Source organism: Pseudomonas sp. B21-019, assembly GCF_024749225.1.
Lineage (GTDB): Bacteria > Pseudomonadota > Gammaproteobacteria > Pseudomonadales > Pseudomonadaceae > Aquipseudomonas.
Genome location: NZ_CP087193.1, coordinates 4,562,382 through 4,585,555 on the forward strand (window position 1 = coordinate 4,562,382; position 23,174 = coordinate 4,585,555).

22 protein-coding genes are annotated in these 23,174 nt (G+C 59.6%); 10 read left to right on the top strand and 12 right to left on the bottom strand.

What is annotated here, in order from left to right; translation table 11 throughout:
* Nucleotides 1-18 precede the first annotated feature (18 nt).
* The 3 genes from LOY36_RS20225 to kynU form a co-directional block, all read right to left on the bottom strand.
* Entirely contained in the window at nucleotides 19-1,428 is a 1,410-nt protein-coding gene (locus tag LOY36_RS20225) for an amino acid permease (RefSeq protein ID WP_258670474.1), read from the bottom strand.
* A gap of 74 nt (nucleotides 1,429-1,502) precedes the next feature.
* On the bottom strand, nucleotides 1,503-2,816 hold the full coding sequence (locus tag LOY36_RS20230) for an OprD family porin (RefSeq protein WP_258670479.1): 1,314 nt from the start codon (nucleotides 2,814-2,816) through the stop codon (nucleotides 1,503-1,505).
* A 106-nt stretch (nucleotides 2,817-2,922) separates the two neighbouring features.
* The gene (kynU, locus tag LOY36_RS20235) at nucleotides 2,923-4,173 is read right to left on the bottom strand and encodes a kynureninase (RefSeq protein ID WP_258670482.1); all 1,251 of its coding nucleotides are present in this window, start codon (nucleotides 4,171-4,173) and stop codon (nucleotides 2,923-2,925) included.
* 209 nt (nucleotides 4,174-4,382) lie between these two features.
* Between kynU and LOY36_RS20240 the strand changes: the two genes are divergently transcribed.
* Nucleotides 4,383-4,856, top strand: a complete 474-nt coding sequence (locus LOY36_RS20240) for an Lrp/AsnC family transcriptional regulator (protein WP_018925093.1) — start codon at nucleotides 4,383-4,385, stop codon at nucleotides 4,854-4,856.
* A 174-nt stretch (nucleotides 4,857-5,030) separates the two neighbouring features.
* On the opposite strand, the gene LOY36_RS20245 is transcribed toward LOY36_RS20240, so the two are convergent.
* The 5 genes from LOY36_RS20245 to LOY36_RS20265 form a co-directional block, all read right to left on the bottom strand.
* Nucleotides 5,031-6,044: a helix-turn-helix domain-containing protein gene (locus tag LOY36_RS20245; protein WP_258670485.1), complete on the bottom strand. Its 1,014-nt coding sequence runs from the start codon at nucleotides 6,042-6,044 to the stop codon at nucleotides 5,031-5,033.
* A 22-nt stretch (nucleotides 6,045-6,066) separates the two neighbouring features.
* The gene (locus tag LOY36_RS20250) at nucleotides 6,067-7,470 is read right to left on the bottom strand and encodes an amino acid permease (protein ID WP_086945846.1); all 1,404 of its coding nucleotides are present in this window, start codon (nucleotides 7,468-7,470) and stop codon (nucleotides 6,067-6,069) included.
* 98 nt (nucleotides 7,471-7,568) lie between these two features.
* The gene (gene kynA, locus LOY36_RS20255) at nucleotides 7,569-8,423 is read right to left on the bottom strand and encodes a tryptophan 2,3-dioxygenase (RefSeq protein WP_258670488.1); all 855 of its coding nucleotides are present in this window, start codon (nucleotides 8,421-8,423) and stop codon (nucleotides 7,569-7,571) included.
* On the bottom strand, nucleotides 8,420-9,085 hold the full coding sequence (gene kynB, locus LOY36_RS20260) for an arylformamidase (protein WP_258670490.1): 666 nt from the start codon (nucleotides 9,083-9,085) through the stop codon (nucleotides 8,420-8,422). The genes kynA and kynB overlap by 4 nt, the downstream gene beginning before the upstream one ends.
* 223 nt (nucleotides 9,086-9,308) lie before the next feature.
* Nucleotides 9,309-9,749, bottom strand: coding sequence for a heme-binding protein (locus tag LOY36_RS20265; RefSeq protein WP_007939170.1), 441 nt, complete (start codon nucleotides 9,747-9,749; stop codon nucleotides 9,309-9,311).
* A 266-nt stretch (nucleotides 9,750-10,015) separates the two neighbouring features.
* On the opposite strand from LOY36_RS20265, the gene gcl reads away from it, so the two are divergent.
* From gcl to LOY36_RS20305, 8 genes are all read left to right on the top strand, one after another.
* Nucleotides 10,016-11,791: a glyoxylate carboligase gene (gene gcl / locus LOY36_RS20270; protein WP_018925088.1), complete on the top strand. Its 1,776-nt coding sequence runs from the start codon at nucleotides 10,016-10,018 to the stop codon at nucleotides 11,789-11,791.
* Nucleotides 11,792-11,873: 82 nt separating this feature from the next.
* The gene (gene hyi, locus LOY36_RS20275) at nucleotides 11,874-12,656 is read left to right on the top strand and encodes a hydroxypyruvate isomerase (RefSeq protein ID WP_258670492.1); all 783 of its coding nucleotides are present in this window, start codon (nucleotides 11,874-11,876) and stop codon (nucleotides 12,654-12,656) included.
* A gap of 211 nt (nucleotides 12,657-12,867) precedes the next feature.
* A complete protein-coding gene (locus LOY36_RS20280; RefSeq protein WP_258670494.1) occupies nucleotides 12,868-13,758 on the top strand; it encodes a 2-hydroxy-3-oxopropionate reductase in 891 nt (296 codons plus the stop codon).
* Between the two features lie 97 nt (nucleotides 13,759-13,855).
* Nucleotides 13,856-15,136 (top strand): glycerate kinase, encoded by a 1,281-nt coding sequence (locus tag LOY36_RS20285; RefSeq protein WP_258670496.1) that lies wholly within the window; start codon nucleotides 13,856-13,858, stop codon nucleotides 15,134-15,136.
* Nucleotides 15,126-16,541: a pyruvate kinase gene (pyk, locus tag LOY36_RS20290; protein ID WP_019648133.1), complete on the top strand. Its 1,416-nt coding sequence runs from the start codon at nucleotides 15,126-15,128 to the stop codon at nucleotides 16,539-16,541. The genes LOY36_RS20285 and pyk overlap by 11 nt, the downstream gene beginning before the upstream one ends.
* 218 nt (nucleotides 16,542-16,759) lie before the next feature.
* Entirely contained in the window at nucleotides 16,760-17,674 is a 915-nt protein-coding gene (locus LOY36_RS20295) for an urea transporter (protein WP_258670499.1), read from the top strand.
* Between the two features lie 21 nt (nucleotides 17,675-17,695).
* Nucleotides 17,696-18,520, top strand: coding sequence for an ion transporter (locus LOY36_RS20300; RefSeq protein WP_019648131.1), 825 nt, complete (start codon nucleotides 17,696-17,698; stop codon nucleotides 18,518-18,520).
* Between the two features lie 106 nt (nucleotides 18,521-18,626).
* Nucleotides 18,627-19,625, top strand: a complete 999-nt coding sequence (locus LOY36_RS20305; protein ID WP_019648130.1) for a sulfate ABC transporter substrate-binding protein — start codon at nucleotides 18,627-18,629, stop codon at nucleotides 19,623-19,625.
* Nucleotides 19,626-19,684: 59 nt separating this feature from the next.
* Here LOY36_RS20305 and LOY36_RS20310 read toward each other — a convergent pair whose 3' ends face one another.
* Nucleotides 19,685-20,317: a hypothetical protein gene (locus tag LOY36_RS20310; protein ID WP_258670503.1), complete on the bottom strand. Its 633-nt coding sequence runs from the start codon at nucleotides 20,315-20,317 to the stop codon at nucleotides 19,685-19,687.
* 236 nt (nucleotides 20,318-20,553) lie between these two features.
* Between LOY36_RS20310 and LOY36_RS20315 the strand changes: the two genes are divergently transcribed.
* Nucleotides 20,554-21,759, top strand: a complete 1,206-nt coding sequence (locus tag LOY36_RS20315) for an MFS transporter (protein WP_258670506.1) — start codon at nucleotides 20,554-20,556, stop codon at nucleotides 21,757-21,759.
* Nucleotides 21,760-21,858: 99 nt separating this feature from the next.
* Here the strand turns inward: LOY36_RS20315 and LOY36_RS20320 are convergent, their stop codons facing one another.
* From LOY36_RS20320 to LOY36_RS20330, 3 genes are all read right to left on the bottom strand, one after another.
* Nucleotides 21,859-22,263, bottom strand: coding sequence for a type II toxin-antitoxin system HicB family antitoxin (locus LOY36_RS20320; protein ID WP_258670509.1), 405 nt, complete (start codon nucleotides 22,261-22,263; stop codon nucleotides 21,859-21,861).
* On the bottom strand, nucleotides 22,263-22,475 hold the full coding sequence (locus LOY36_RS20325) for a type II toxin-antitoxin system HicA family toxin (protein WP_019579596.1): 213 nt from the start codon (nucleotides 22,473-22,475) through the stop codon (nucleotides 22,263-22,265). The genes LOY36_RS20320 and LOY36_RS20325 overlap by 1 nt, the downstream gene beginning before the upstream one ends.
* A 315-nt stretch (nucleotides 22,476-22,790) precedes the next feature.
* A complete protein-coding gene (locus tag LOY36_RS20330; RefSeq protein WP_258670514.1) occupies nucleotides 22,791-23,171 on the bottom strand; it encodes a hypothetical protein in 381 nt (126 codons plus the stop codon).
* Nucleotides 23,172-23,174 lie beyond the last annotated feature (3 nt).

The window sequence follows — 23,174 nt, forward strand, 5'->3', positions numbered from 1 at the left end:
ATTGCATGTTTGCGCTCTCTAAACCTTCGGCAGCGGATTCAACGCCACGGCTGCCCTGGGTTTTCTGAAGAAGATCCAGTAGACAATCGTGAGGATCAGCAGGAAAGGCACACCGAATACCAAGGTCATTTTGAAGGCATCGGTGAAGTAGGTGGTGATCATCACCGCGCCCATCAGCAGCAGCCCCAACAGCGTGGTGTACGGGAACAGGCGCATGCGGAAGGACAGTTTCCGTTCACCGTTGCGCTCGTGGTAGCGACGGAAACAGTAGTGGGTCAGGAAGATCATGAACCAGGTGAAGATCGCGCCGAACATCGAGATCGCCATCATCAAGGTGAAGGAGCTTTCCGGGTACAGCACATTGAGCAACGTTGCCAGGGCAATGCCGGAACTCGACAGCAACAAGGCATTCAGCGGGATTCCGGTCTTGCTCAACACCCCCATGGACTTGGGTGCATAACCGCCGCGGGACAGGCTGAACATCATGCGGGTGGTGATGTAGAGCTGACTGTTCATCGCCGACAACGCCGCAATCAGGATCACGAAGTTCATCACGCCGGTTGCGCCGGGAATGCCGATGGTCTGCATGACGGTGACGAATGGGCTCTGCGCTTGACCGGCCTGGACCCACGGCACAATCGCCAGCATCAGGGCCAGGGTCAGCAGGTAGAACACCACCAGCCGCACGATGGTCGCGCGAAAGGCCTTCTTCACCGCCCGCTCCGGGTCCTGCGCCTCGCCGGCGGCCACTGCGATCATTTCCACGCTCAGATAGCTGAAGATCGAGACGATCACCGCAATCCACATGCCTTGCAGACCATTGGGAAAGAAGCCACCGTGGGCCGTGTAATTGTGCATGCCGTAATCCGCGTTGCCGGAACCGAACACCACATACACCGCGAGGATGATGAAGCCGACAATCGCACCGATCTTGATGGTCGAGAACCAGTACTCGAAGGTGCCAAAGGTTTTCACGCTGATGGCGTTGAGCACGATCAGCATGCTCGAGAACGAAACAATCCAGATCCATTCCGGCACGTTGGCGAACCAGTACTTCATGTACATCGCCACCGCCGTCACTTCCGTACCCACTGCCAGCACAATCGCCGCCCAATAGGCATAGCGCACCAGGAACCCGGCCAATGGGCTGACATAGAATTCGGCATAGGCGCCGAACGAGCCGGAGGTCGAATGGGCCACCGTCATCTCCGCCAGGCAGCCCATCAACAGCAGGGTGATGATCGCGCCAATGGCGTAGCTGAGCAGCACGCTCGGCCCGGCATAACCAATGGCGTAGGCACTGCCCATGAACAGCCCGGTGCCAATCGCGCCGCCAATGGCGATCATGCTCATCTGACCCGAGGTGAGCTGGCGCCGTAGGCCCTGCTCACGCTTGGAGATGTTTTCAAAACCGGCGTTATCGGTCATTTTTCTTTCCTCTGAATATTGTCTTTCTTGAAGAGAGCAAATCGTTTGGGTTGCCGGTGGGGATCAGCCACGGATCAGAAAATATTCAGCGGATACTCGACGATCACCCGGACTTCGTTGTTGTCGGTGGTGTCCGCCCGGGCCACCTGGCCGGTGGAACGTATACTGGCCTGGCGCACACGTATCGACAGGTCCTTGGCCTTGCCCTCCTGCACCACGTAGCGCGCTTCAAGGTCACGCTCCCAGCGCTTGCCGTCACTGCCGTAACGTCCATAGGCACCATTGGGGCCGCCGTCGTAGTGGCTGTCGTCGATATGGTCACCACTCACATAGCGCGACATGAAACTCAGGCCCGGCACGCCAAAGGGCGCCATGTCCAGGTCATAACGCAGCTGCCAGGAACGCTCATTGGGCGCGTTGAAGTCGAGGATCTGTACCGAGTTGGCAAGGAATACCGAGGTGCCCGGCTGCTGATCGAAGCCGAGATAATCGAACGGCTCATCGCCATCGACCTGTTGGTAGGCCAGGGTCAAGCGGTGTGCACCCACCTTGTAAGCGGCGGCCAGCGACCAGGTGGTGTTGTCGATCTTGCCGGCCAGGCTCTGACCAGAGTCGGTGGTGCGATAGAGGTTGAAATCCAGGTTCAGCGACTGGTTTTCGCTCAGGGCATAGCTGTAGTTGGCGTTGGCGTAGTACTGCCGCCAGATATCAGCGAACTGTGAACCGTACAGGCTAACGCTCAATTGATCGCTCAAGGCATAACTGCCGCCCAGATAATCGACGCTGCGGGTCTCGACCCCGGCATACAGCGCCTTGAGAGCGCCATCGTCGTTGGTCGACGCACTGTCATTGCCTGAGGTGAAGTGCCCGGCATCGAGTTGCAGTCCTTTCAACTCGTTGCTGGTCAGCTGGAAACCATTGGCGTAGGTGGTGAACAGGCGCGCCGAGCCGGTGCCGAACACCGGGTTGAGCGGTGTCAGGTTGCCGTATTTGAGTTCGGTCTTCGAGATCCGCGCCTTGAGCGCGCCACCCGCTTCGGAATACTCATCCTCGGCGCGTCCATCGGAATCGACCGGCAACAAACCGGTGCCGGTACGCCCCCTGCCGCTGTCGAGCTTGAGACCCAACTGCGCGTAGGCGTCGACTCCGAAACCCACAGTGCCCTGGGTATAGCCGGAACGGTAATCGAGCATGAGCCCGTGGGCCCACTCCTCCCGATAGTTCTGGCCGCCCGGATTGTTGAGGTTGTTGCGGTAAAAATAGAAATTGCGATTGGTCAGGGTCAGGCTGCTGTCTTCAACGAATCCATTGTCGGGTGCGGCATAGGCCACTTGGCCGAGACAGCTGGTAATGGCGAGCGGCAAGGCGGGCCAGAGGGACAGTTTCATTCTGCGTGTTCCTTATTATTGTGTTTTCACAGAAGTGCTTATCGGAGGCGACCGAAGCCCTGCTGCCGGGAAATTCGCGGCAGCAAGACAAAGGCGTCGGGGGGTATCAGGTGACGCTGTGGCGGATCTGGAATTGCTCTTGCGACCAGGTTTTCTGATCGAGTATTTCGCCGAGGATCTGCACCGCATCCCAGACCTCGGTGAAGCTGGTGTACAGCGGGGTGAAGCCGAACCGCATGATCCGCGGCTCGCGGTAGTCGCCGATCACGCCACGGGCGATCAAGGCCTGGATCACCGCATAACCCTGGGGATGTTCGAAGCTGACATGGCTGCCACGCTTGGCGTGTTCGCGTGGAGTGACCAGGGTCAGCTCGTGAGCGGCGCAGCGCTGCTCGACCAACTGGATGAACAGGTCCGTCAGCGCCAGGGACTTGCTGCGCAGGCTGGCCATGTCGGTCTGGGCGAAGACATCCAGACCACACTCGATCATCGCCAATGAAGTGATGGGCTGGGTGCCGCACAAATAGCGGGCGATTCCGCTGCTCGGCTGGTAATGCGACTCCATGGCGAACTGCCGCGAATGACCGAACCAGCCGGACAGCGGTTGCGCCACCAGATCGCACAACTCAGGGGAAACCCAGACGAAAGCTTGCGAGCCCGGACCGCCATTGAGGTACTTGTAGGTGCAACCGATGGCGTAGTCGGCGCGCGCCTGATGCAGGTCGACCGGCACCGCCCCGGCGGAATGCGCCAGGTCCCAGATGGCCAGCGCGCCACATTCATGGGTCAGCGCGGTCAGGGCCTGCATGTCGTGCATGTAGCCGGTCTTGTAGTTGACGTGGGTGAGCATGACCACCGCGGTGTCCTGGTCAATCGCTTGCGCCAGCTCTTGCGGGCTGTCGACCAGACGCAGGGTGTAGCCCTGCTGCAGCATGTCCGCCAGACCTTCGGCGATATACAGGTCAGTCGGGAAGTTGCTGGTCTCGCTGACGATCACCCGCCGCGTAGGCGCCCGCGTGGCCTGCACGCGCAGGGCGGCGCTGAGCACCTTGAACAGGTTGATCGAGGTGGTGTCGGTCACCACTACTTCGCCGTCACCGGCGCCAATCAGCCCTGCCAGTCGATTGCCCAGACGTTCAGGCAGGTCGCGCCAGCCGGCGCTGTTCCAACTGCGGATCAGGCCATTGCCCCATTCATCGGCGATCACTGCCTGAGCACGCGCCAGCGATGCGACCGGGCGCGCGCCGAGGGAGTTGCCGTCGAGATAGATCACGCCTTCAGGGAGCGCAAACTGCTGACGCAGAGGGGCCAGAGCATCCTGCGCATCAAGCGCCAGACAATCGTTTCTTGTAGTCATTGGGTGTCCTGCTTTTTGAAAGAAGTGCCGTCCGGGCAAATCGCGATAGTCGGGTGTGAGTGTCGTGTTTCAGGCGGTATTTGCGCCTTCACGGTGAGGAAATAATGAACGAAGCTTTAGAGAATTTTCGTGCAAAGTAAGCAGCCATCTAGTATTTATCTCGAAGAAAATTCGAATCCAACTCCAAATATCGCGGATTTATTCTAGTCATGACTCTCGACCCGACAGACCTGCGGATCCTGCACCTCTTGCAACGGGACGGCCGTATCAGCAACCACGAAATGGCAGAGAAGGTCGCACTGTCGCCGTCGGCCTGTTTGCGCCGTTTACGCCTGCTGGAAAGTGAAGGAATCATCACCGGCTATCGCGCGATGCTGAACGCCGAAAAGCTGGGAGTAGAACTGGAAGCCATCGTCCATGTGTCATTGCGACAGGACGTCGAGGACTGGCACGAGACCTTCATCAAGAAGGTCCAGTTGTGGCCGGAAGTGGTCACCGCCTACGTGATTACCGGGGCGAGCAACTATGTGCTGCGGGTCCAGGCGCGCAACGTCAAACACTTCTCCGACTTCATCGTCAACCACCTCAACCGCACGGCGGGGGTGACTGATATCCGCTCGGAAATCGTGTTGCAGAAAATCAAGGAGCGGGAGACGTTGCTTGATTTGGTGGTGCGTAAGTGAGCGCCAGTTAATGGGTATCGATTATCAGGTGATCAATTGTGGCGAGGGAGCTTGCTCCCGCTGGAGCGCGAAGCGGTCCTGAAATCTGCAACCGAGGTTTATCAGAGACACCCCATCGCAGGCTTTAGGGCTGCTTCGCAGCCCAGCGGGAGCAAGCTCCCTCGCCACAAATATTCAGCCCCCGCGCATGCGCCGGGCTTCGTTACGCTGCAAGGTCATGCTGGGGGACTCGTCGAACAGCTTGCGGTAATCGGCGCAAAAACGTCCGAGATGGGTAAAGCCCCAGCCCATGGCAATCGCGGAAATATTGCGCGCCGAGCCGTGTTCGAGGATTTCCTGGCGCACAGCGTTCAACCGGTACTTTTTCAGGTAGACCATCGGCGACAGGGCGAAGTACTTCTTGAACGCCTCGCACAGCTTGAAACGCGAGACCCCGGCCGCGACCTCGATGTCCTCCAGGTGCAAGGCTTCGCGAGCATTGTCGTGAATGTATTGCTTGGCCCTGATCAGGTAGTGCGGCAGTTTCACCCCGAGCACGTTGCGCAATTCTTCGGAGTAGTTGTTCGGCTGGGCGAGGATCAAGCCTTTGATCAATGAGCTTTCGATGTCCCGAGTGAAGACCACCTGTTCGTACAGTTCATTGCTGCGTTCCAGCTCCGCGATGAAATAACGCGCCATGCGCCACCACGAGGCCGACGCGCCGTCCACCGCATCCATCACCGGCTCGAAACGCAGCGGCGTATCCAGCGGTCGCTGCAGCATGCCCTCCAGCGACTCGCTCATGGCGGCGCGGGTGATCACCACCTGAACTTTGCGACAGTCGCCGGAGATCGCCAGCATCTGGTTCTCGTTCGGGGAAATGATCACCCCTTGGTCGCGGTTGGATTTCGACACACTGCCGTTCTTGCTCAGCTCCTGCTCGCCCACCAAAGGCAAACTCAGGCTGTAACTGCTGAAGTGCTCGGCGTCTTCGATATCGATGGTGACATCGGTGCCGTATGAGAGCGTGCCCAGGGTCGTGGCCATCGACTTGAACACATTGGCGCTGTGATGAAAGCAGATCCGCTCGGGCGTCGAAGTCTGCAGGCGGTGCGGCCCGCAGATACCAGACATCCAGTTCCTCGCACCCTCGAGGTCATAGTGATCGATACGAATGTCGCGAAACTGCGGATCAGCGTTGCTACTCATCACGGCGCACCCACGGCAAAGGCTATTGAACTATCGGCAAGGCCCGATCCTTGGCCATACGCATCCGGTAAAAACCGAAGATGATCAACACCCACACCGGTATCGCGAAGACTGAAGCGCGTATCCCTGGAATCATCAGCATGACGCAGACGATCATGGCCATGAAGGCCAGGCACAGGTAATTACTGTAAGGGAACCAAAACGCCTTGAAGCCCGGCACGATACCTCGCTGGCCCATGATTTTGCGAAATTTCAGGTGCGTCAGGCTGATCATCGCCCAGTTGATCATCAGCGATGCGACCACCAGTGCAAAGAGCAACTCAAGCGCTTGATGCGGGGCGAGGTAGTTAACCAGCACGGACAGCATGGTGATCAACGCAGATACACCCAGCGCCAGTAGGGGCACGCCCTGCTTGTTCAGTTTCATCAGCGCCTTGGGTGCGTCGCCCTGTTCGGCCAGGCCATAGAGCATGCGGCTGTTGCAGTAGACGCCACTGTTATAGACAGAGAGCGCCGCGGTGAGCACCACGAAATTGAGGATGTGCGCTGCGGTGTCACTGCCGATCAAGGAGAAAATCTGCACGAACGGGCTGCCGCTATAGGCATCGCCCGAAGCGCCCAGTGTCTGCAGCAGTTGATCCCACGGATACAGCGACAGCAACACGGTGAGTGCGCCGACGTAGAAGATCAGCACGCGATAAACCACCTGGTTGATCGCCTTGGGAATCACCTTACCCGGCTCGCTGGCTTCAGCGGCGGTGATGCCGACCAGCTCCAGACCGCCGAAGGAGAACATGATGAACGCCATGGACATCAGCAATCCGGTGGTGCCGTTGGGGAAGAAGCCGCCGTGACTCCAAAGATTGCTGACCGAGGCCTGCGGGCCGCCCGTTCCGCTGAACAGCATGTAGCAGCCCAGGACAATCATGCCAATGATCGCGACGACCTTGATGATTGCGAACCAGAACTCCATCTCGCCGAAGACTTTGACGTTCATCATATTGATCAAATTGACCAGGACGAAGAACACCGCCGCGCTGACCCAGGAGGGGACTTCCGGCCACCAGAACTGCACGTACTTGCCGACAGCCGTCAACTCGGCCATGCCCACCAGCACATACAGCACCCAGTAGTTCCAGCCGGACAGAAAGCCGGCATAGCCGCCCCAATACTTGTGGGCAAAATGACTGAAGGAGCCGGCCACCGGTTCCTCGACAATCATCTCGCCCAGCTGGCGCATGATCAGAAAGGCGATGAAGCCGGCAATCGCATAGCCGAGGATCATCGACGGCCCGGCCGATTTGAGTACTCCGGCAGAGCCGAGAAACAACCCGGTACCTATCGCTCCGCCCAATGCGATCAGCTGAATATGACGATTTTTCAGCCCTCGCTTGAGTTCGCCTTGCCTCAAGATTTCATCCGCCATCTGGTTACCTTCTAATTGTTATGGTCAGGCATGGTTTGAATGCGTCAATTTACTCAATTGCCGCTCGGTTTAAGCGTTCAGACATCATTCTCGGTAATTTAAAGAGTTGAGCGCACTCGCCACAACTCCGGGAACAGCACGGTATCGAGCATCTTGCGCAGATAACCGACACCTTCTGTGCCACCGGTCCCTGGTTGAAAGCCGATAATCCGCTCGACCGTGGTCACATGCCGGAAACGCCATTGACGGAACGAATCCTCAAGGTCGATGAGTTTCTCCGCCAGCTGATAGAGATCCCAATAACGCGATGGGTCGGTGTAGACCTCGCGCCAGGCGGCTTCGACCGACGCATCATGCGCCGTCGGACTGCTCGGATCGCGTTCGAAACGCTGTGGGTCGATGGTCAAGCCTGCGCTGGCCATCAAGCGAATCGCCTCGTCATACAGCGACGGTGTGGCGATCGCCTTTTCCAGCGCCTGCAACAGTTCCGGCCGATGCGCATGGGGGCGCAACAGGGTCGCGCTCTTGTTGCCCAGAATGAATTCGATCTCGCGGTACTGGAACGACTGGAAGCCCGATGACTGCCCCAGAAACGGCCGTATCGCGTGGTACTCGGTGGGTGTCATGGTGGCCAGCACCGTCCAGGCATGCACCAGCTGATCAAAAATCCGCGAGACCCGTGCCAGCATCTTGAACGCGGGCGGCAACTCTGCGAGTCGAATGTGTTCACGAGCGGCTTTGAGCTCGTGCAGCATCAACTTCATCCACAGCTCTGACGTCTGATGCTGGATGATGAACAGCATCTCATTATGGTCCGGAGATAACGGATGCTGTGCACTGAGAATGCGCCCCAGATCCAGGTAGTCGCCGTAGCTCATGGAGTCGGAAAAATTCAGCTCGGCGTTATGCCATTCTTCCGTCTGGTTTGCAGGTGAATAGGGGCATTGGCTCATAGAGTCGGCTCCTCAAGTTGCGGTTTATTCAGTGGACGCAAAATCGCCCTGACCGGACTGGCGTCCAGATGGGCAAAACGCAGCGGCAGCGCGATCAGTTCATAGTCCCCTTCCGGGACGTCATCGAGCACGATGCCCTCGAGGATGGCCATGCCATGTCGGGCCACGGCATTGTGCGAATCCATGGTTTTGGATTGCTGAGGGTCCAGCGACGGCGTATCGATACCGATCAAGCGCACACCGAGGGTCGCCAGCAGGTCGATGGTTTCTTTGGCGACGGCGGTGAAATCCGGATCCCAGGCGCTCAATGGCGCTTGTTGCCAGGTGCGCAGCAGCACCCGTTCAGGCAGATCTTGCAAGCGACCTTCAAGCTGCTCGGGGTGCACCAGCCGGCCGCTGTTCAGGCAATGCAGCACACGGCAAGGCCCCATATAGACATCGAGCGACACATCGCCGATGGCCGCACCGTCTGCGCTGTAATGCAGCGGCGCGTCGACATGGGCCCCCGTGTGAGGCGACAGGGTGATACGCCCGACATTCACCGGACACTCGGGTCCGAAGCTCCAGACGCGCTCTTCCTGAAAAGGTGTGTCACCCGGCCAGGTAGGTGTAGCGGTGCTCAGAGGCGGGCTGATATCCCACCACGACAGTGTTGTTTTCATTGTAAAGCTCTCGGCCTGTTCCGAGAGAATGATACGAGTGATACCTATGAATTTTCTTGCGAAAATATTCGGCAACAGCCAAATGTTTCGCACAAAATTCTAAAAAACCGGAATTTACCGGATGGAAATTTCAACGGAGAAAGCAGGCAGCTAAAAAGCTGTTTTCGTCCGCAAGACGCTTTCGCGAGCAAGCTCGCGAAAGCGGTAAATCAGGCTCCGAAGATCAACCAGCCACCCCCGCATCCGCCTTCAACCCCTGCCCCTCGATCGCGCGGATTGCACATTGCTCATCGACATCTGACAGATCCCCGCTGATGCCCACCGCTCCCAACACAGTCCCGTCCTGATCCCGAACCAACACGCCGCCCGGCACCGGGACGACGCTGCCCTGCCCCAGGCTATTCAGCGCGGCGAAGAAGGCCGGGCGTTGTTGGGCGTCCTGTGCCAGCAGGCGTGAGCCCTTGCCCAGGGCAATCGCGCCCCAGGCCTTGCCGATGGCGATCTGCGGGCGTAGCAGACTGGCGCCGTCTTCACGTTGCAGCGTAATCAGGTGCCCGCCGGCATCCAGTACTGCAACGGTCAATGGCGCGGCAGAGATCGCCCGCCCCGCGGTGATGGCCTGATCGGCCAGGTTGACTGCGACTTTCAAGGTTAAAGCGCTCATGGTGCCGTCCTCATTTTGTTATAGGGAAAGCCGTTGGACTGCTTTGTGTTGCGCAATCCGATGCAACAAATAGAACACAATGAATTATTTTTTTGTATACAATAATTTTCGAAAGGCGCGACATGCGACGAAAAGCCACAGTTATTTGGGCTTCCGACGAATGAAACAGCCGCTTGAGAAAATGGATTGACCTGCGCCGTCCGCCGTGAATACACTCTGCGCAAAGCCACTTGTATACAATTACAAAACGTAAGAGGCACAAAACCATGAGCAAAATGAGAGCAATCGAAGCCGCCGTTCTGGTGATGCGCCGTGAAGGGGTCGATACCGCTTTTGGCATCCCGGGCGCCGCGATCAACCCGCTGTACTCCGCCTTGCAGAAGGTCGGTGGCATCGATCACGTCCTCGCTCGCCACGTTGAAGGCGCCTCGCACATGGCCGAGGGTTACACCCGCACCAAGGCCGGCAACATCGGCGTGTGCATCGGCACATCGGGCCCTGCCGGTACCGACATGGTCACCGGGCTCTACAGCGCCTCGGCCGACTCGATCCCGATCCTGTGCATCACCGGGCAAGCACCGCGGGCCCGTATGCACAAGGAAGACTTCCAGGCCGTCGACATCACCAGCATCGTCAAGCCGGTCACCAAGTGGGCGACCACGGTTCTGGAGCCGGGCCAGGTGCCTTACGCGTTCCAGAAAGCCTTCTATGAGATGCGCTCCGGCCGCCCCGGCCCAGTGCTGATCGACCTGCCGTTCGACGTGCAGATGGCCGAAATCGAATTCGACATCGACGCCTACCAGCCGCTGCCATTGGCCAAGCCGAGCGCGACCCGCGTGCAGGTGGAAAAAGCCCTGGCCATGCTCGACCAGGCTGAACGCCCATTGCTGGTGGCCGGTGGCGGCATCATCAATGCCGACGCCAGCGAGTTGCTGGTGGAGTTCGCCGAGCTGACCGGTATTCCGGTCATCCCGACGCTGATGGGCTGGGGCACCATCCCGGACGATCACCCGCTGATGGTCGGCATGGTCGGACTGCAAACCTCGCACCGTTATGGCAACGCCACGATGCTGAAGTCCGACGTGGTGCTGGGCGTCGGTAACCGCTGGGCCAACCGTCACACCGGTTCGGTCGACGTTTACACCGAAGGCCGCAAATTCATTCACGTCGACATCGAACCGACCCAGATCGGCCGCGTGTTCACCCCGGACCTGGGCATCGTGTCCGATGCCGCTGCCGCGTTGACCGTGTTCATCGAAGTCGCTCGCGAGTGGCAAGCCGCTGGCAAACTGAAAAACCGCAGCGCCTGGCTGCAAGATTGCCAGCAACGCAAAGCCAGCCTGCAGCGCAAGACTCACTTCGACAACGTGCCGGTCAAACCGCAGCGCGTTTACGAAGAGATGAACCAGGTGTTCGGCAAGGACACCTGCTACGTCAGCACCATCGGTCTGTCGCAGATTGCCGGCGCGCAGTTCCTGCACGTCTACAAACCGCGTCACTGGATCAACTGCGGCCAGGCCGGCCCGTTGGGCTGGACCATTCCGGCCGCGCTCGGTGTGGTCAAGGCGGATCCGACCCGCAAGGTGGTGGCGCTCTCGGGCGACTACGACTTCCAGTTCATGATCGAAGAACTGGCGGTGGGCGCGCAGTTCAAGCTGCCGTACATCCACGTCGTGGTGAACAACTCGTACCTGGGGCTGATCCGTCAGGCGCAGCGCGGTTTCGACATGGACTACTGCGTGCAGCTGTCCTTCGACAACCTCAACGCTCCGGAACTCAACGGCTACGGTGTCGACCACGTCGCGGTCGCCGAAGGCCTGGGTTGCAAGGCGCTGCGGGTATTCGAACCGGGTCAGATCCAGCCTGCCCTGCGCAAGGCTCAGGAGATGATCGAGGAGTTCAAGGTGCCGGTGATCGTCGAGATCATTCTGGAGCGCGTGACCAACATTTCCATGGGCACCGAGATCAACGCCGTCAACGAATTCGAAGACCTGGCGCTGGTCGGCAACGATGCGCCAACGGCGATTTCGTTGCTCGATTAAGAATGACCTGACACCTGTAGCAGCTGCCGAGGCACGAGGCCGTGGCAGCTGCTACAGGCACATATTTTTACAGGAGATCACCATGCCGCGTTTCGCAGCCAACCTGTCCATGCTGTTCACCGAGCAGGATTTTCTTGCCCGTTTCGACGCTGCCGCCAAGGCCGGCTTCAGTGGTGTCGAATACCTGTTCCCCTATGACTTCAGCTCTGCCGAAATCAAGGCCAGGCTCGATGCCAACGGTCTGACCCAGGTGCTATTCAACCTGCCAGCCGGTGACTGGGCCAAGGGCGAACGCGGTATCGCGTGCCTGCCGGATCGGGTCGAAGAGTTCCGCGCCGGTGTCGATCTGGCCATTGCCTACGCCCAAGTGCTGGGCAACACCCAGGTCAACTGCCTGGCCGGTATTCGTCCACAAGGCGTCGACGAGGCCACCGTGGAAAAAACCTTCGTCGCCAACCTCAAGTACGCGGCCGACAAGCTGCAAGCGGCGGGCATCAAACTGGTGATGGAAGCGATCAACACCCGCGACATTCCGGGCTTCTACCTGAACAACACGGCGCAAGCCCTGTCGATTCGCGAACAGGTCGGCAGCGCCAACCTGTTCCTGCAATACGACATCTATCACATGCAAATCATGGAGGGCGACCTGGCTCGCACCATGGCCTCGCACCTGGACGAGATCAACCACGTGCAATTGGCGGACAACCCAGGGCGCAACGAACCGGGCACCGGTGAAATCAACTACCGCTTCCTGTTCGAACACCTGGACCGCATCGGTTATCAGGGTTGGGTCGGCTGTGAATACAAGCCGCTGACCACGACTGAAGCGGGTCTGGGCTGGTTGAAAACCCATAACGCGATCTGACGTGTGGCGAGGGGGCTTGTCGGAACGCCGCACCGCCCCGTTCGGCTGCGAAGCAGTCGTAAACCTGCGAGCAAGTTTTATCTGGCACACCACGGCGGTTGGTTTGGGGTCGCTTCGCAACCCAGCGGGAGCAAGCTCCCTCGCCACAGAATGTGGTCTACCTCCGCTACGCGCACATTATTTGGCGACACAAAAACAAGAGGATTTTCTCATGGCTAAAATCGGATTTATCGGCACCGGCATCATGGGCCACCCAATGGCGTTGAACCTGCAGAAAGCCGGTCACAGCCTGTTCCTGTCGGCGCACCACGACCCTGCGCCTGCCGACCTGGTGGCCGCTGGCGCCGTCGCGCTGGCGAACCCGAAAGAAGTCGCCCAGGAAGCCGAATTCATCATCGTCATGGTTCCCGATACCCCGCAGGTCGATGACGTGCTGTTCCGCGCCGACGGCGTTGCAGCGGGCGTCAGCAAGGGCAAAGTCGTGATCGACATGAGCTCGATCTCGCCGACGGCCACCAAAACCTTCGCCGCCAAAATCAACGAAAAAGGCGCGCAATACCTCGACGCCCCGGTTTCCGGCGGTGAAGTCGGCGCCAAGGCTGCGACCCTGAGCATCATGGTCGGTGGTGAAGCCGATGCCTTCGAACGCGCCCTGCCGCTGTTCCAGGCCATGGGCAAGAACATTACCCTGGTCGGTGGCAACGGCGATGGGCAAACCGCGAAAGTGGCGAACCAGATCATCGTCGCGCTGAACATCCAGGCCGTGGCCGAAGCGCTGTTGTTCGCCTCGAAAAACGGTGCCGACCCAGCGAAGGTGCGTGAAGCGCTGATGGGTGGTTTCGCCTCGTCGAAGATCCTGGAAGTTCACGGCGAACGCATGATCAAAGGCACCTTCGATCCGGGTTTCCGCATCAGCCTGCACCAGAAGGACCTGAACCTGGCCCTGGCCGGTGCGCGCGAGCTGAACATCAACCTGCCGAACACCGCCAATACCCAACAGGTGTTCAGCACCTGCGCGGCGATCGGTGGCAGTAACTGGGATCACTCGGCGCTGATCAAGGGCCTGGAACACATGGCGAATTTCTCGATTCGCGGTAAGTAACGCCCTGCGCAAAAACCTGTGGGCGCGGGCCTGTGGCGAGGGGGCTCCCACAGGGAACCGAGTCGCCCTCCAATAACAAGAATTCCGGGAGCCCGCCATGTCGGTCAATCCGCAACAATTGCTGCGCGAGCTGTTTGCCACAGCCATCGACGCGGCCCATCCGCAGCATGTCCTTGAAGCCCATTTACCAACTGACCGCAGCGGTCGGGTGATCGTCATCGGCGCCGGTAAAGCCGCCGCAGCCATGGCCCAGGTGGTCGAACGCTGCTGGCAGGGTGAGGTGTCTGGCCTGGTGGTGACCCGCTACGGCCACGGCGCCCCGTGCGAAAAAATCGAAGTGGTCGAAGCCGCGCACCCGGTGCCGGACGCTGCCGGTCTGGCCGTCGCGAAACGGGTTCTGGAACTGGTCAGCAACCTGAGCGAAGACGACCGTGTGATCTTCCTGCTCTCGGGCGGTGGCTCTGCCCTGCTCGCCTTGCCCGCCGCTGGCATCACCCTGGCCGACAAGCAATCGATCAACAAAGCGCTGCTCAAATCCGGCGCGACCATCGGCGAGATGAACTGCGTGCGCAAGCACCTCTCGGCGATCAAGGGTGGGCGTCTGGGCAAAGCCTGCTGGCCGGCCACGGTTTACACCTATGCGATTTCCGATGTGCCGGGCGATCTCGCCACGGTCATCGCCTCCGGCCCCACCGTGGCCGACCCAAGCACCTCGGCTGAAGCGTTGGCGATCCTCAAGCGTTATGCCATCGAAGTCCCGACCTCGGTGCGCAACTGGCTGCAAAGCCCCGAGTCGGAAACGGTCAAACCCGGCGATCCGAGCCTGGCCCGCAGTCATTTCCAATTGATCGCCCGCCCACAGCAATCGCTGGAAGCGGCAGCGGTGAAAGCCCGTCAGGCTGGTTTCAGCCCGTTGATTCTCGGCGACCTGGAAGGTGAATCCCGGGAAGTGGCGAAGGTCCACGCCGGCATTGCGCGGCAGATCGTCCAGCACGGCCAGCCGCTGGCGGCGCCGTGCGTGATTCTGTCCGGCGGCGAAACCACCGTCACCGTACGCGGCAATGGCCGTGGCGGGCGCAACGCCGAATTCCTGTTGAGCCTGACCGACAGCCTCAAAGGCCTGCCCGGCGTCTACGCCCTGGCGGGTGACACCGACGGCATCGACGGCTCCGAAGACAACGCCGGCGCCGTCATGACTCCGGACAGCTATGCCCGTGCCGCCGCCCTCGGTTTGAGCGCCAGCGATGAACTGGATAACAACAATGGCTACGGCTATTTCGAGGCGCTCGATGCACTGATCGTCACCGAGCCGACCCGCACCAACGTCAACGACTTCCGCGCCATCCTGATTCTCGAGAGCCCTAAACATGACGCCTGACAAGAAGGTCAAAATCCTCGCCACCCTCGGCCCGGCCACCGACGGGATCGACGATATCCGTGAACTGGTGCGGGCCGGGGTCAATATCTTTCGCCTGAACTTCAGCCACGGCGATCACGCCGACCATGCGCAGCGCTATCAGTGGATTCGTGAAGTCGAGCGCCAGCTGAATTATCCGCTGGGGATTCTGATGGACCTGCAAGGCCCGAAACTGCGGGTCGGCAAATTCGCCCAGGGCAAAGTGCAGCTATATCGCGGCCAGGCGCTGCGCCTGGATCTGGATGCGACGCCGGGGGATGAGCGCCGGGTCAACCTGCCCCACCCGGAAATCATCGCCGCGCTGGAGCCCGGCATGGACCTGCTGCTGGATGACGGCAAGTTGCGCCTGCGGGTGGTGACCAAGTACGCCGACGCCATCGACACCACGGTGCTCAACGGTGGCGAGCTGTCGGACCGCAAAGGCGTCAACGTGCCGCAAGCGGTGCTCGACCTGAGCCCGCTGACCGCCAAGGACCGTCGCGACTTGAGCTTCGGTCTGGAGCTGGGGGTGGACTGGGTCGCGCTGTCGTTCGTGCAACGCCCGGAGGACATCCGCGAAGCCCGTGCGCTGATCGGCGACAAGGCGTTCTTGATGGCCAAGATCGAGAAGCCATCGGCCGTGACTCAGCTGCGGGAAATCGCTGAATTGAGCGATGCGATCATGGTCGCCCGCGGTGACCTGGGCGTGGAAGTGCCGGCCGAGAGCGTGCCGCAGATTCAGAAAAATATCATCGGCACTTGCCGCCAACTCGGCAAACCGGTGGTGGTGGCGACGCAGATGCTGGAGTCGATGCGCTTCTCCCCGGCCCCGACCCGTGCCGAAGTCACCGACGTTGCCAACGCGGTGGCCGAAGGCGCGGACGCGGTGATGCTGTCGGCGGAAACCGCGTCCGGCGAGTACCCACTGGAAGCCGTGCAGATGATGAGCAAGATCATCCGTCAGGTGGAAAACGGCCCGGACTATCAAACCCAACTGGACGTGAGCCGGCCAAAAGCCGAGGCCACGGTGTCGGACGCGATCAGCTGCGCGATCCGCCGCATCAGCAACGTGCTGCCGGTGGCGGTGCTGGTGAACTACAGCGAGTCCGGCACCTCGAGCCTGCGGGCGGCGCGGGAACGGCCGACGGTGCCAATCCTCAACCTGACGCCGAACCTGCAAACCGCCCGGCGATTGACGGTGGCGTGGGGCGTGCATTCGGTGGTCAACGATCGACTGCGCCAGGTGGATGAAGTGTGCTCGACGGCGCTGGAAATCGCCCAGGCACAGGGGATGGCTCAGCGCGGGGATACGTTGCTGATTACCGCGGGCGTGCCGTTTGGACAGCCGGGGTCAACCAATTCGTTGCGCATCGAGACATTGCTCTAAAGAACTACCCCTGTAAGAGCTACTCCGGTAAGAACTACCCCTGTGGCGAGGGAGCTTGCTCCCGCTCGGCTGCGAAGCAGTCGTCGCTTTGGCATGACGGTTTCAACAGAAAGACCGCATTGCTGATTTCAGGGCTGCTCCGCAGCCCAGCGGGAGCAAGCTCCCTCGCCACAGATTTGTGCAAGACCCTGGATTTTCCTCTGCCCTAGACCCCACCCATGCCTGCCAACCACTTCAACACCCACTGCCCCGACTGGGCGACCGCCCTGCTTAACGGCTTCAGCCAGATCTTTCTCCAGCGCCATCCGCTGTGCGGGCTGTTGTGTCTGTTAGCGATTCTTTTCACCGCGCCCGCTCTGCTCGGCGGTGCGCTGTTGGGCGGTGTCGCCGGGTTGCTTACCGCGCAACGTCGCGGGTATGCCAAGGCGGATCGTCAGGCCGGGCTGTTCAGTTACAACGGTATTTTGCTCGGCCTGCTGCTGAGCCTGTATTTCCCATGGTCAGCACTGTTGCCACCGCTGATCATCGCCTGCGGCGGCCTGAGTGCCATGCTCACTCAGCAATGGCTCAAAGGTGCTCGCGATGATCAATGTCTACCGGCGTACACCGCACCCTTCGTTGGGTTGAGCTGGTTATTGCTCGGCTTTGCCGCACCACAGCAACCCGTTCCGCTGATCGAACTGAACACCCTCAACCTGCTCGTCGCCGAATTGAAAGGCCTGGGGCAAGTCATGTTTCTCGGCCATCCCCTGGCCGGCGCGCTGATTGCCACCGGGTTGCTGATCGCCGATCGCCACGCCTTTGTGTGGGCGCTGCTGGGCTCCGCTGCCGGCCTCGGATTTGCCCTTCTGCATGGCGAAACTTCAAATGCCTTGCAGGGTTTGAGCGGTTACAACGCGGTACTCGCCGCCCTCGCCTTCAGCCCGCAACGTCGCCAACCCTGGCTGCCGCTGCTCGGCATTCTGCTCGCGGTATTGCTCACGCCGGGGTTCGCCGCACTGGGCCTGGCAACGCTGACCGCGCCGTTCATCCTTGCCTGCTGGCTGATTCGCGCAGGCATTCGGGTGTTGCGTCAGGCCGCCATGGACAGCGCACCTTGCGCTAGCGGGGAGAATCACCCTAGGCTGCGCTGATTCTCGATTCAGGCGTTATCCATGGACAGCAGCAAAAACTGGCGTGAAGAGCTTTACGTCATGATCTTCCAGACCGACACCCGGGCCGGTCGGCGTTTTGACAGCATCTTGCTGTTGATCATCCTCGCCAGCCTGGTGATCGTGGTTCTGGACAGTATCGACAGCGTTCACCAGAACTACGCCGACGTGCTGGCGTACATCGAGTGGGGCTTCACCGTCATTTTCATCATCGAATACGGCCTGCGCCTGTATTGCTCGCCCAAGCCGCTGCGCTACGCGTTCAGCTTCTATGGGCTGGTGGATTTGCTGGCGATCGTGCCGGGTATTCTCGCGCTGTATTACAGCGATGCGCAGTACCTGCTGATCATCCGGATCATTCGGATGTTGCGGATTTTCCGCGTGCTCAAGCTCAGCCCGTATCTGAAACAAGCCAACTATTTGATGTCGGCGTTGCGCGGCAGCAAACAGAAGATCGTGGTGTTTCTGCTCAGCGTCAGCACCCTGGTGACGGTATTCGGCACGCTGATGTACGTGATCGAAGGCCCGGAGCACGGTTTCACCAGCATTCCCAAAGGGATCTATTGGGCTATCGTGACGCTGACCACCGTGGGTTTTGGCGACATCGTGCCCAAGACGCCGTTGGGTCAGGTGATTTCATCCCTGGTGATGATCACCGGCTACTCGATCATCGCCGTGCCGACAGGAATCTTCACCGCGGAACTGGCCAACGCCATGCGCGGTGAACAACTGCAACACGATTGCCCGACCTGCAAGAAAAACAGCCACGAACACAGCGCGGCGTTCTGCTCTCGTTGCGGCAATGCGCTGTTCAAGAAAATGGAATAAGCAAAGTGCTTTTTAATCTTTAAACGACTATGAGAGCCCGGCTATAGTCGCTGGCAAATTGCCAACACTTTCCATCGAACACGTTTGATAAAACAAGGAATGCGCAGTGAAAAAACTCTTTGGCGCCTCACTTCTGGCCGCTGGCCTGGCCTTGAGCAGCATGGCTCAGGCCGCACCGACCCTGCTTAACGTTTCCTACGACGTGATGCGAGATTTCTACAAGGACTACAACGCTGCCTTCCAGAAACACTGGCAAGCCGAACACAACGAAAACATCACGCTGCAGATGTCCTTCGGCGGCTCCAGCAAACAGGCGCGTTCGGTGATCGATGGCCTGCCGGCTGACGTCATCACCATGAACATGGCCACCGACATCAACGCCTTGGCGGACAACGGCAAACTGGTTCCGGACAACTGGGTCACACGCCTGCCGAACAACAGCGCGCCGTTCACTTCGGCCACCGTATTCATCGTGCGCAAAGGCAACCCGAAAGCCCTGAAAGACTGGCCGGACCTGCTCAAGGACGGCGTGCAGGTGATCGTCCCCAACCCGAAAACCTCGGGTAACGGTCGCTACACCTACCTCTCGGCCTGGGGCTATGTGCTGAAAAACGGCGGTGACGAAAACAAGGCAAAAGCCTTCGTCGGCAAACTGTTCAAACAAGCGCCGGTGCTGGATACCGGTGGCCGCGCCGCCACGACTACTTTCATGACCAACCAGATCGGCGACGTGCTGGTGACCTTCGAAAACGAAGCGGAAATGATTGCTCGCGAGTTTGGTCGTGATCAGTTCGAAGTGATTTACCCGAGTGTCTCCGCGCAAGCCGAGCCGCCGGTGTCGGTGGTCGACAAAACCGTCGACAAGAAAGGCACTCGCGCGGCTGCCGAGGAATATCTGAAGTACCTGTGGTCGCCGGAAGGTCAGGAAATTGCGGCTGCCAACTACCTGCGTCCGCGTGACCCGGCGGTGTTGGCGAAATACACCGATCGCTTCCCGAAAGTGGATTTCCTGTCGGTGGAGAAGACCTTTGGTGACTGGCGCACCGTGCAGAAGACTCACTTCAATGATGGTGGGGTTTTCGACCAGATTTACAACGGCCAGTAATCACTGAGTTCAAATGAAAAAGGCGACCTGTGAAGGTCGCCTTTTTTTGTGGGATACCGTTACATCGGCGGTGTCACACCGTCCTTACCGGCCGAAATGGATTGAGCGGTCAGTGTCCCGTCGGCACTCTGGGTCACAAACGTCACGATCTTCACGCCCACCTTCAGCAAACTGCGATCCCCCGGCACCAGATTGACGATCGGCACATCCTCCGGCACCAGAATCGTCTGTTGGCCGCCCTTGTAATTGACGGTCAGAACCCGGCCGTTGCTGACCACCAGATCGCCTACGCTGCCGTTGGTCATGCTGCTGCCCTTGACCAGATCAAAAGGCCGATGGCCGTCGCCGCTGCCGGCCAGTTCCGGCGGGAAGACGTGGACTTCCAGCGCCTTGAGCGTGCCATCCTCCTGCGGCACGGCAGCCGAGCCGATGTAGCTGCCGGGCTTGATGTCTTCGATATTGGCCAGGGTGACGGCGCGGATTTTGGTGTCTTTGGTCAGGCTGATCACCACGTTTTCGCCGCTGTTGACATGGACTTTCATGACGTCGGCGCTGATGCCGGTGATCTCGCCGCGCACGCCAATGCGCATTCCCGGCGGCACATCGGCGGCCTGGGCAAGACCTGCCGTGAACAAGCTGATCAAGGTAACAACGCAAGCGCCGCGAATCAGGTGACGGAACATCGCATTCATATCGAAGTACCTTCCGGTTTATGGAGCGCAGGAGAACATAAGCACGCTATCGAAGAAGATGTAAGTGAATGTATCATCGGATCCCATTGTTCGGATGCATGGTTCATCGGCAGTCAGCGCATACCGGCGTCACTCATTCCGCAAAGGAATGATTACTATCAATCCAAACCCTCTTCCGCCGCTCTAGCCAGCCGATTAGCCTCTGCTCACTTTCTTCTTGCTCAGCGAGCCACGTTATGAATTCAGCGACTCAGGTGCCCCACGGTGCCGCGACAATGACCCGGGGCATGGTGCTGCTTTTCGCCTTCTGCTGCGGCGCGATCGTCGCCAACATCTACTACGCCCAGCCGATCATCGGCCTGATCGCGCCGGACATCGGCCTGACCGACACCATGGCCAGCCTGATCGTTTCGCTGACGCAGATTGGCTATGCGCTGGGCCTGTTCTTCCTGGTGCCGCTGGGCGATCTGCTGGAAAACCGCCGCTTGATGATCATCACCACCGTGGTGGCAATTGCCAGTCTGATGGGCGCGGCGTTCACCGATCAGCCGAACGTGTTTCTGTTGATCTCGTTGCTGGTGGGTTTCAGCTCGGTGTCGGTACAGATCCTGATTCCACTGGCCGCCCACCTGACGCCGGAAGCGTCGCGTGGCCGCGTGGTCGGCGGGATCATGGGCGGTTTGCTGCTGGGGATTCTGCTGGCCCGGCCGGTGTCCAGCGTAGTGGCCGACCACTTCGGCTGGCGTGCGATGTTCGTCATCGCTGCAGTGTTGATGGCTGCAATCAGCATCGTCCTGGCCCTGACGGTGCCCAAACGCCAGCCTGATCACAGCGCCTCTTATGGCCAGTTACTGGGTTCGCTCTGGACGCTGCTGCGCCAGCAACCGGTGTTGCGTCAACGGGCCTTTTACCAAGCCTGCATGTTCGCCACGTTCAGCCTGTTCTGGACCGCCGTGCCGCTGGAACTGACGCGCAATCATGGCTTGTCGCAAACCCTGATCGCGATCTTCGCCCTGGTCGGAGCGATCGGCGCGATTGCCGCGCCCATCGCCGGTCGACTGGCCGATGCCGGCCACACCCGCCTCGCCTCGCTGCTGGCGATGCTGTTCGCCAGCCTGAGCTTCCTGCCGGCCTTCATCCACCCGGCCTACAGCGTCATCGGTCTGGCCGTGACGGGCGTGGTGCTGGATTTCTGTGTGCAAATGAACATGGTCCTCGGCCAGCGCGCGGTCTACACCCTCGACGCCAAGAGCCGCGGCCGTCTGAATGCGCTGTACATGACCAGCATCTTTATCGGCGGCGCGTTCGGCTCATCGGTGGCCAGTGCGGTGTACGAACACGGTGGCTGGTTGTGGATCGTGATTGTCGGCAGCGTGTTTCCGTTGCTGGCGTTGTTGCGGTTTTTGAGTGTGTCGGAGAAGGCTGCATTGACGACTGCTTAAGACGCTAAAAGCTTCGCGGGCAAGCCTCGCTCCTACAAAGTCTTGCATTAATCCTGTAGGAGCGAGGCTTGCCCGCGAAGGCGATGTAACTGACCCTCCTCAATGCCGAATCAGCTTCTCCAGCGCAGCATCCGCGAGAAAGGAGGAACGACTTTTGACTTTGTGCTCTCGCACATAACGATCAATGCGCTGAATCACGTAGCCAGGCAGCGTCACGTTGACCTTCTCGGTCTTGCCCAGATACGGCGAGATGTCCAGCTCCAGCATTCCCCAACCCATGTCGGCAAATTCCGGATTCTCGCGGTGCGCGGCCGCAGAGGTCGGCATCGGAATTGACTCCCCGTCCGCCATGATCTCCTGCAGCATGATGTGGGCAATCTCGACTGCCGCGTTGTAAGCATCTTCAAACGTATCCCCGGCCGTCACGGCACCAGGAATATCGGGGATCTGAATACCGATGGCGGTGTTCTCGTCGCCCCACTCGATACAGATTGGGTATTGCATTATGGATCTCCTGCCAAACTGGCTCCCGGGCAATAAAGTCCGGCTCGCCTCCTGATGCTTTTGACCGTCCCGATCGGTAAATCCTTCTTCGGATGAGGGACGGGTATCGTGTAAGGGTTGTAACGGTGAGTGAAGATGTGATGACTGCCGGTGACCCGGTCCAGTGTCCAGCCCGCCTCCATCAGTTCCTTGATCAATAACCTGCTCTGCACCACCAGCCTCCTTGCTCCGGCCCAACAAAAATAACCCTAGGGTTACCTTTACTCAAGCACAAAAATCCGGATCGCGACGCTCGGTTGTTTTACAGGGTGTTGATTTGATCGGGTTGGCCATGTGCAGGGGTTGTTGGTGAGAAGGTCTGAGGCAGCATTCAATCAAGATCAAAAGATCGCAGGCTTCGCCAGCTCCTACATTAACCGCGTACACGCGCGATCATCGTCGTACGCGATTCTGTAGGAGCTGGCGAAGCCTGCGATCTTTTCAAATCTCAGAAAGCAAAACGGCGATCCCAAGATCGCCGTTTCCATTCACTGCCCGAATTGTCTGCCCAGCCCACCCGGCACACCGTGGATATCCGTCTCTTCCCACGGCCCGTTAGGGCTGATCGAGCGGCTCCAGCCGTTGTCCCAGCGGTAGTAGGTGCGCTGGCGGTAGAAGGTGTTGGTTTGATTGTCGAGGACGTAAACACCGAGTTTCGCATCCCAATGGCTGTTGCCCCCCGGTGGCGGGGCGAAGCTGGCGGAGGTGCGTGGCACCGGCTTCGATGGTTTGCTCGGTGTGGTCGGTTTGGTGCTCGGCTGCGAGGGCGGGATTGGCGGCAACCGTTCCGGTTCGTACTCCTGGACCGCACACGCGCTTAGCCCCAAAACCATCATGCTGAGGAGAGTGATACGAGCGAAGGCGGTCATGGT

Bases quoted from the DNA above. Each gene is read 5' to 3' on its own strand.
- LOY36_RS20225 (WP_258670474.1), bottom strand. From the start codon at position 1,428: ATGACCGATAACGCCGGTTTTGAAAACATCTCCAAGCGTGAGCAGGGC.
- LOY36_RS20230 (WP_258670479.1), bottom strand. From the start codon at position 2,816: ATGAAACTGTCCCTCTGGCCCGCCTTGCCGCTCGCCATTACCAGCTGT.
- kynU (WP_258670482.1), bottom strand. From the start codon at position 4,173: ATGACTACAAGAAACGATTGTCTGGCGCTTGATGCGCAGGATGCTCTG.
- LOY36_RS20240 (WP_018925093.1), top strand. From the start codon at position 4,383: ATGACTCTCGACCCGACAGACCTGCGGATCCTGCACCTCTTGCAACGG.
- LOY36_RS20245 (WP_258670485.1), bottom strand. From the start codon at position 6,044: ATGAGTAGCAACGCTGATCCGCAGTTTCGCGACATTCGTATCGATCAC.
- LOY36_RS20250 (WP_086945846.1), bottom strand. From the start codon at position 7,470: ATGGCGGATGAAATCTTGAGGCAAGGCGAACTCAAGCGAGGGCTGAAA.
- kynA (WP_258670488.1), bottom strand. From the start codon at position 8,423: ATGAGCCAATGCCCCTATTCACCTGCAAACCAGACGGAAGAATGGCAT.
- kynB (WP_258670490.1), bottom strand. From the start codon at position 9,085: ATGAAAACAACACTGTCGTGGTGGGATATCAGCCCGCCTCTGAGCACC.
- LOY36_RS20265 (WP_007939170.1), bottom strand. From the start codon at position 9,749: ATGAGCGCTTTAACCTTGAAAGTCGCAGTCAACCTGGCCGATCAGGCC.
- gcl (WP_018925088.1), top strand. From the start codon at position 10,016: ATGAGCAAAATGAGAGCAATCGAAGCCGCCGTTCTGGTGATGCGCCGT.
- hyi (WP_258670492.1), top strand. From the start codon at position 11,874: ATGCCGCGTTTCGCAGCCAACCTGTCCATGCTGTTCACCGAGCAGGAT.
- LOY36_RS20280 (WP_258670494.1), top strand. From the start codon at position 12,868: ATGGCTAAAATCGGATTTATCGGCACCGGCATCATGGGCCACCCAATG.
- LOY36_RS20285 (WP_258670496.1), top strand. From the start codon at position 13,856: ATGTCGGTCAATCCGCAACAATTGCTGCGCGAGCTGTTTGCCACAGCC.
- pyk (WP_019648133.1), top strand. From the start codon at position 15,126: ATGACGCCTGACAAGAAGGTCAAAATCCTCGCCACCCTCGGCCCGGCC.
- LOY36_RS20295 (WP_258670499.1), top strand. From the start codon at position 16,760: ATGCCTGCCAACCACTTCAACACCCACTGCCCCGACTGGGCGACCGCC.
- LOY36_RS20300 (WP_019648131.1), top strand. From the start codon at position 17,696: ATGGACAGCAGCAAAAACTGGCGTGAAGAGCTTTACGTCATGATCTTC.
- LOY36_RS20310 (WP_258670503.1), bottom strand. From the start codon at position 20,317: ATGAATGCGATGTTCCGTCACCTGATTCGCGGCGCTTGCGTTGTTACC.
- LOY36_RS20315 (WP_258670506.1), top strand. From the start codon at position 20,554: ATGAATTCAGCGACTCAGGTGCCCCACGGTGCCGCGACAATGACCCGG.
- LOY36_RS20320 (WP_258670509.1), bottom strand. From the start codon at position 22,263: ATGCAATACCCAATCTGTATCGAGTGGGGCGACGAGAACACCGCCATC.
- LOY36_RS20330 (WP_258670514.1), bottom strand. From the start codon at position 23,171: ATGACCGCCTTCGCTCGTATCACTCTCCTCAGCATGATGGTTTTGGGG.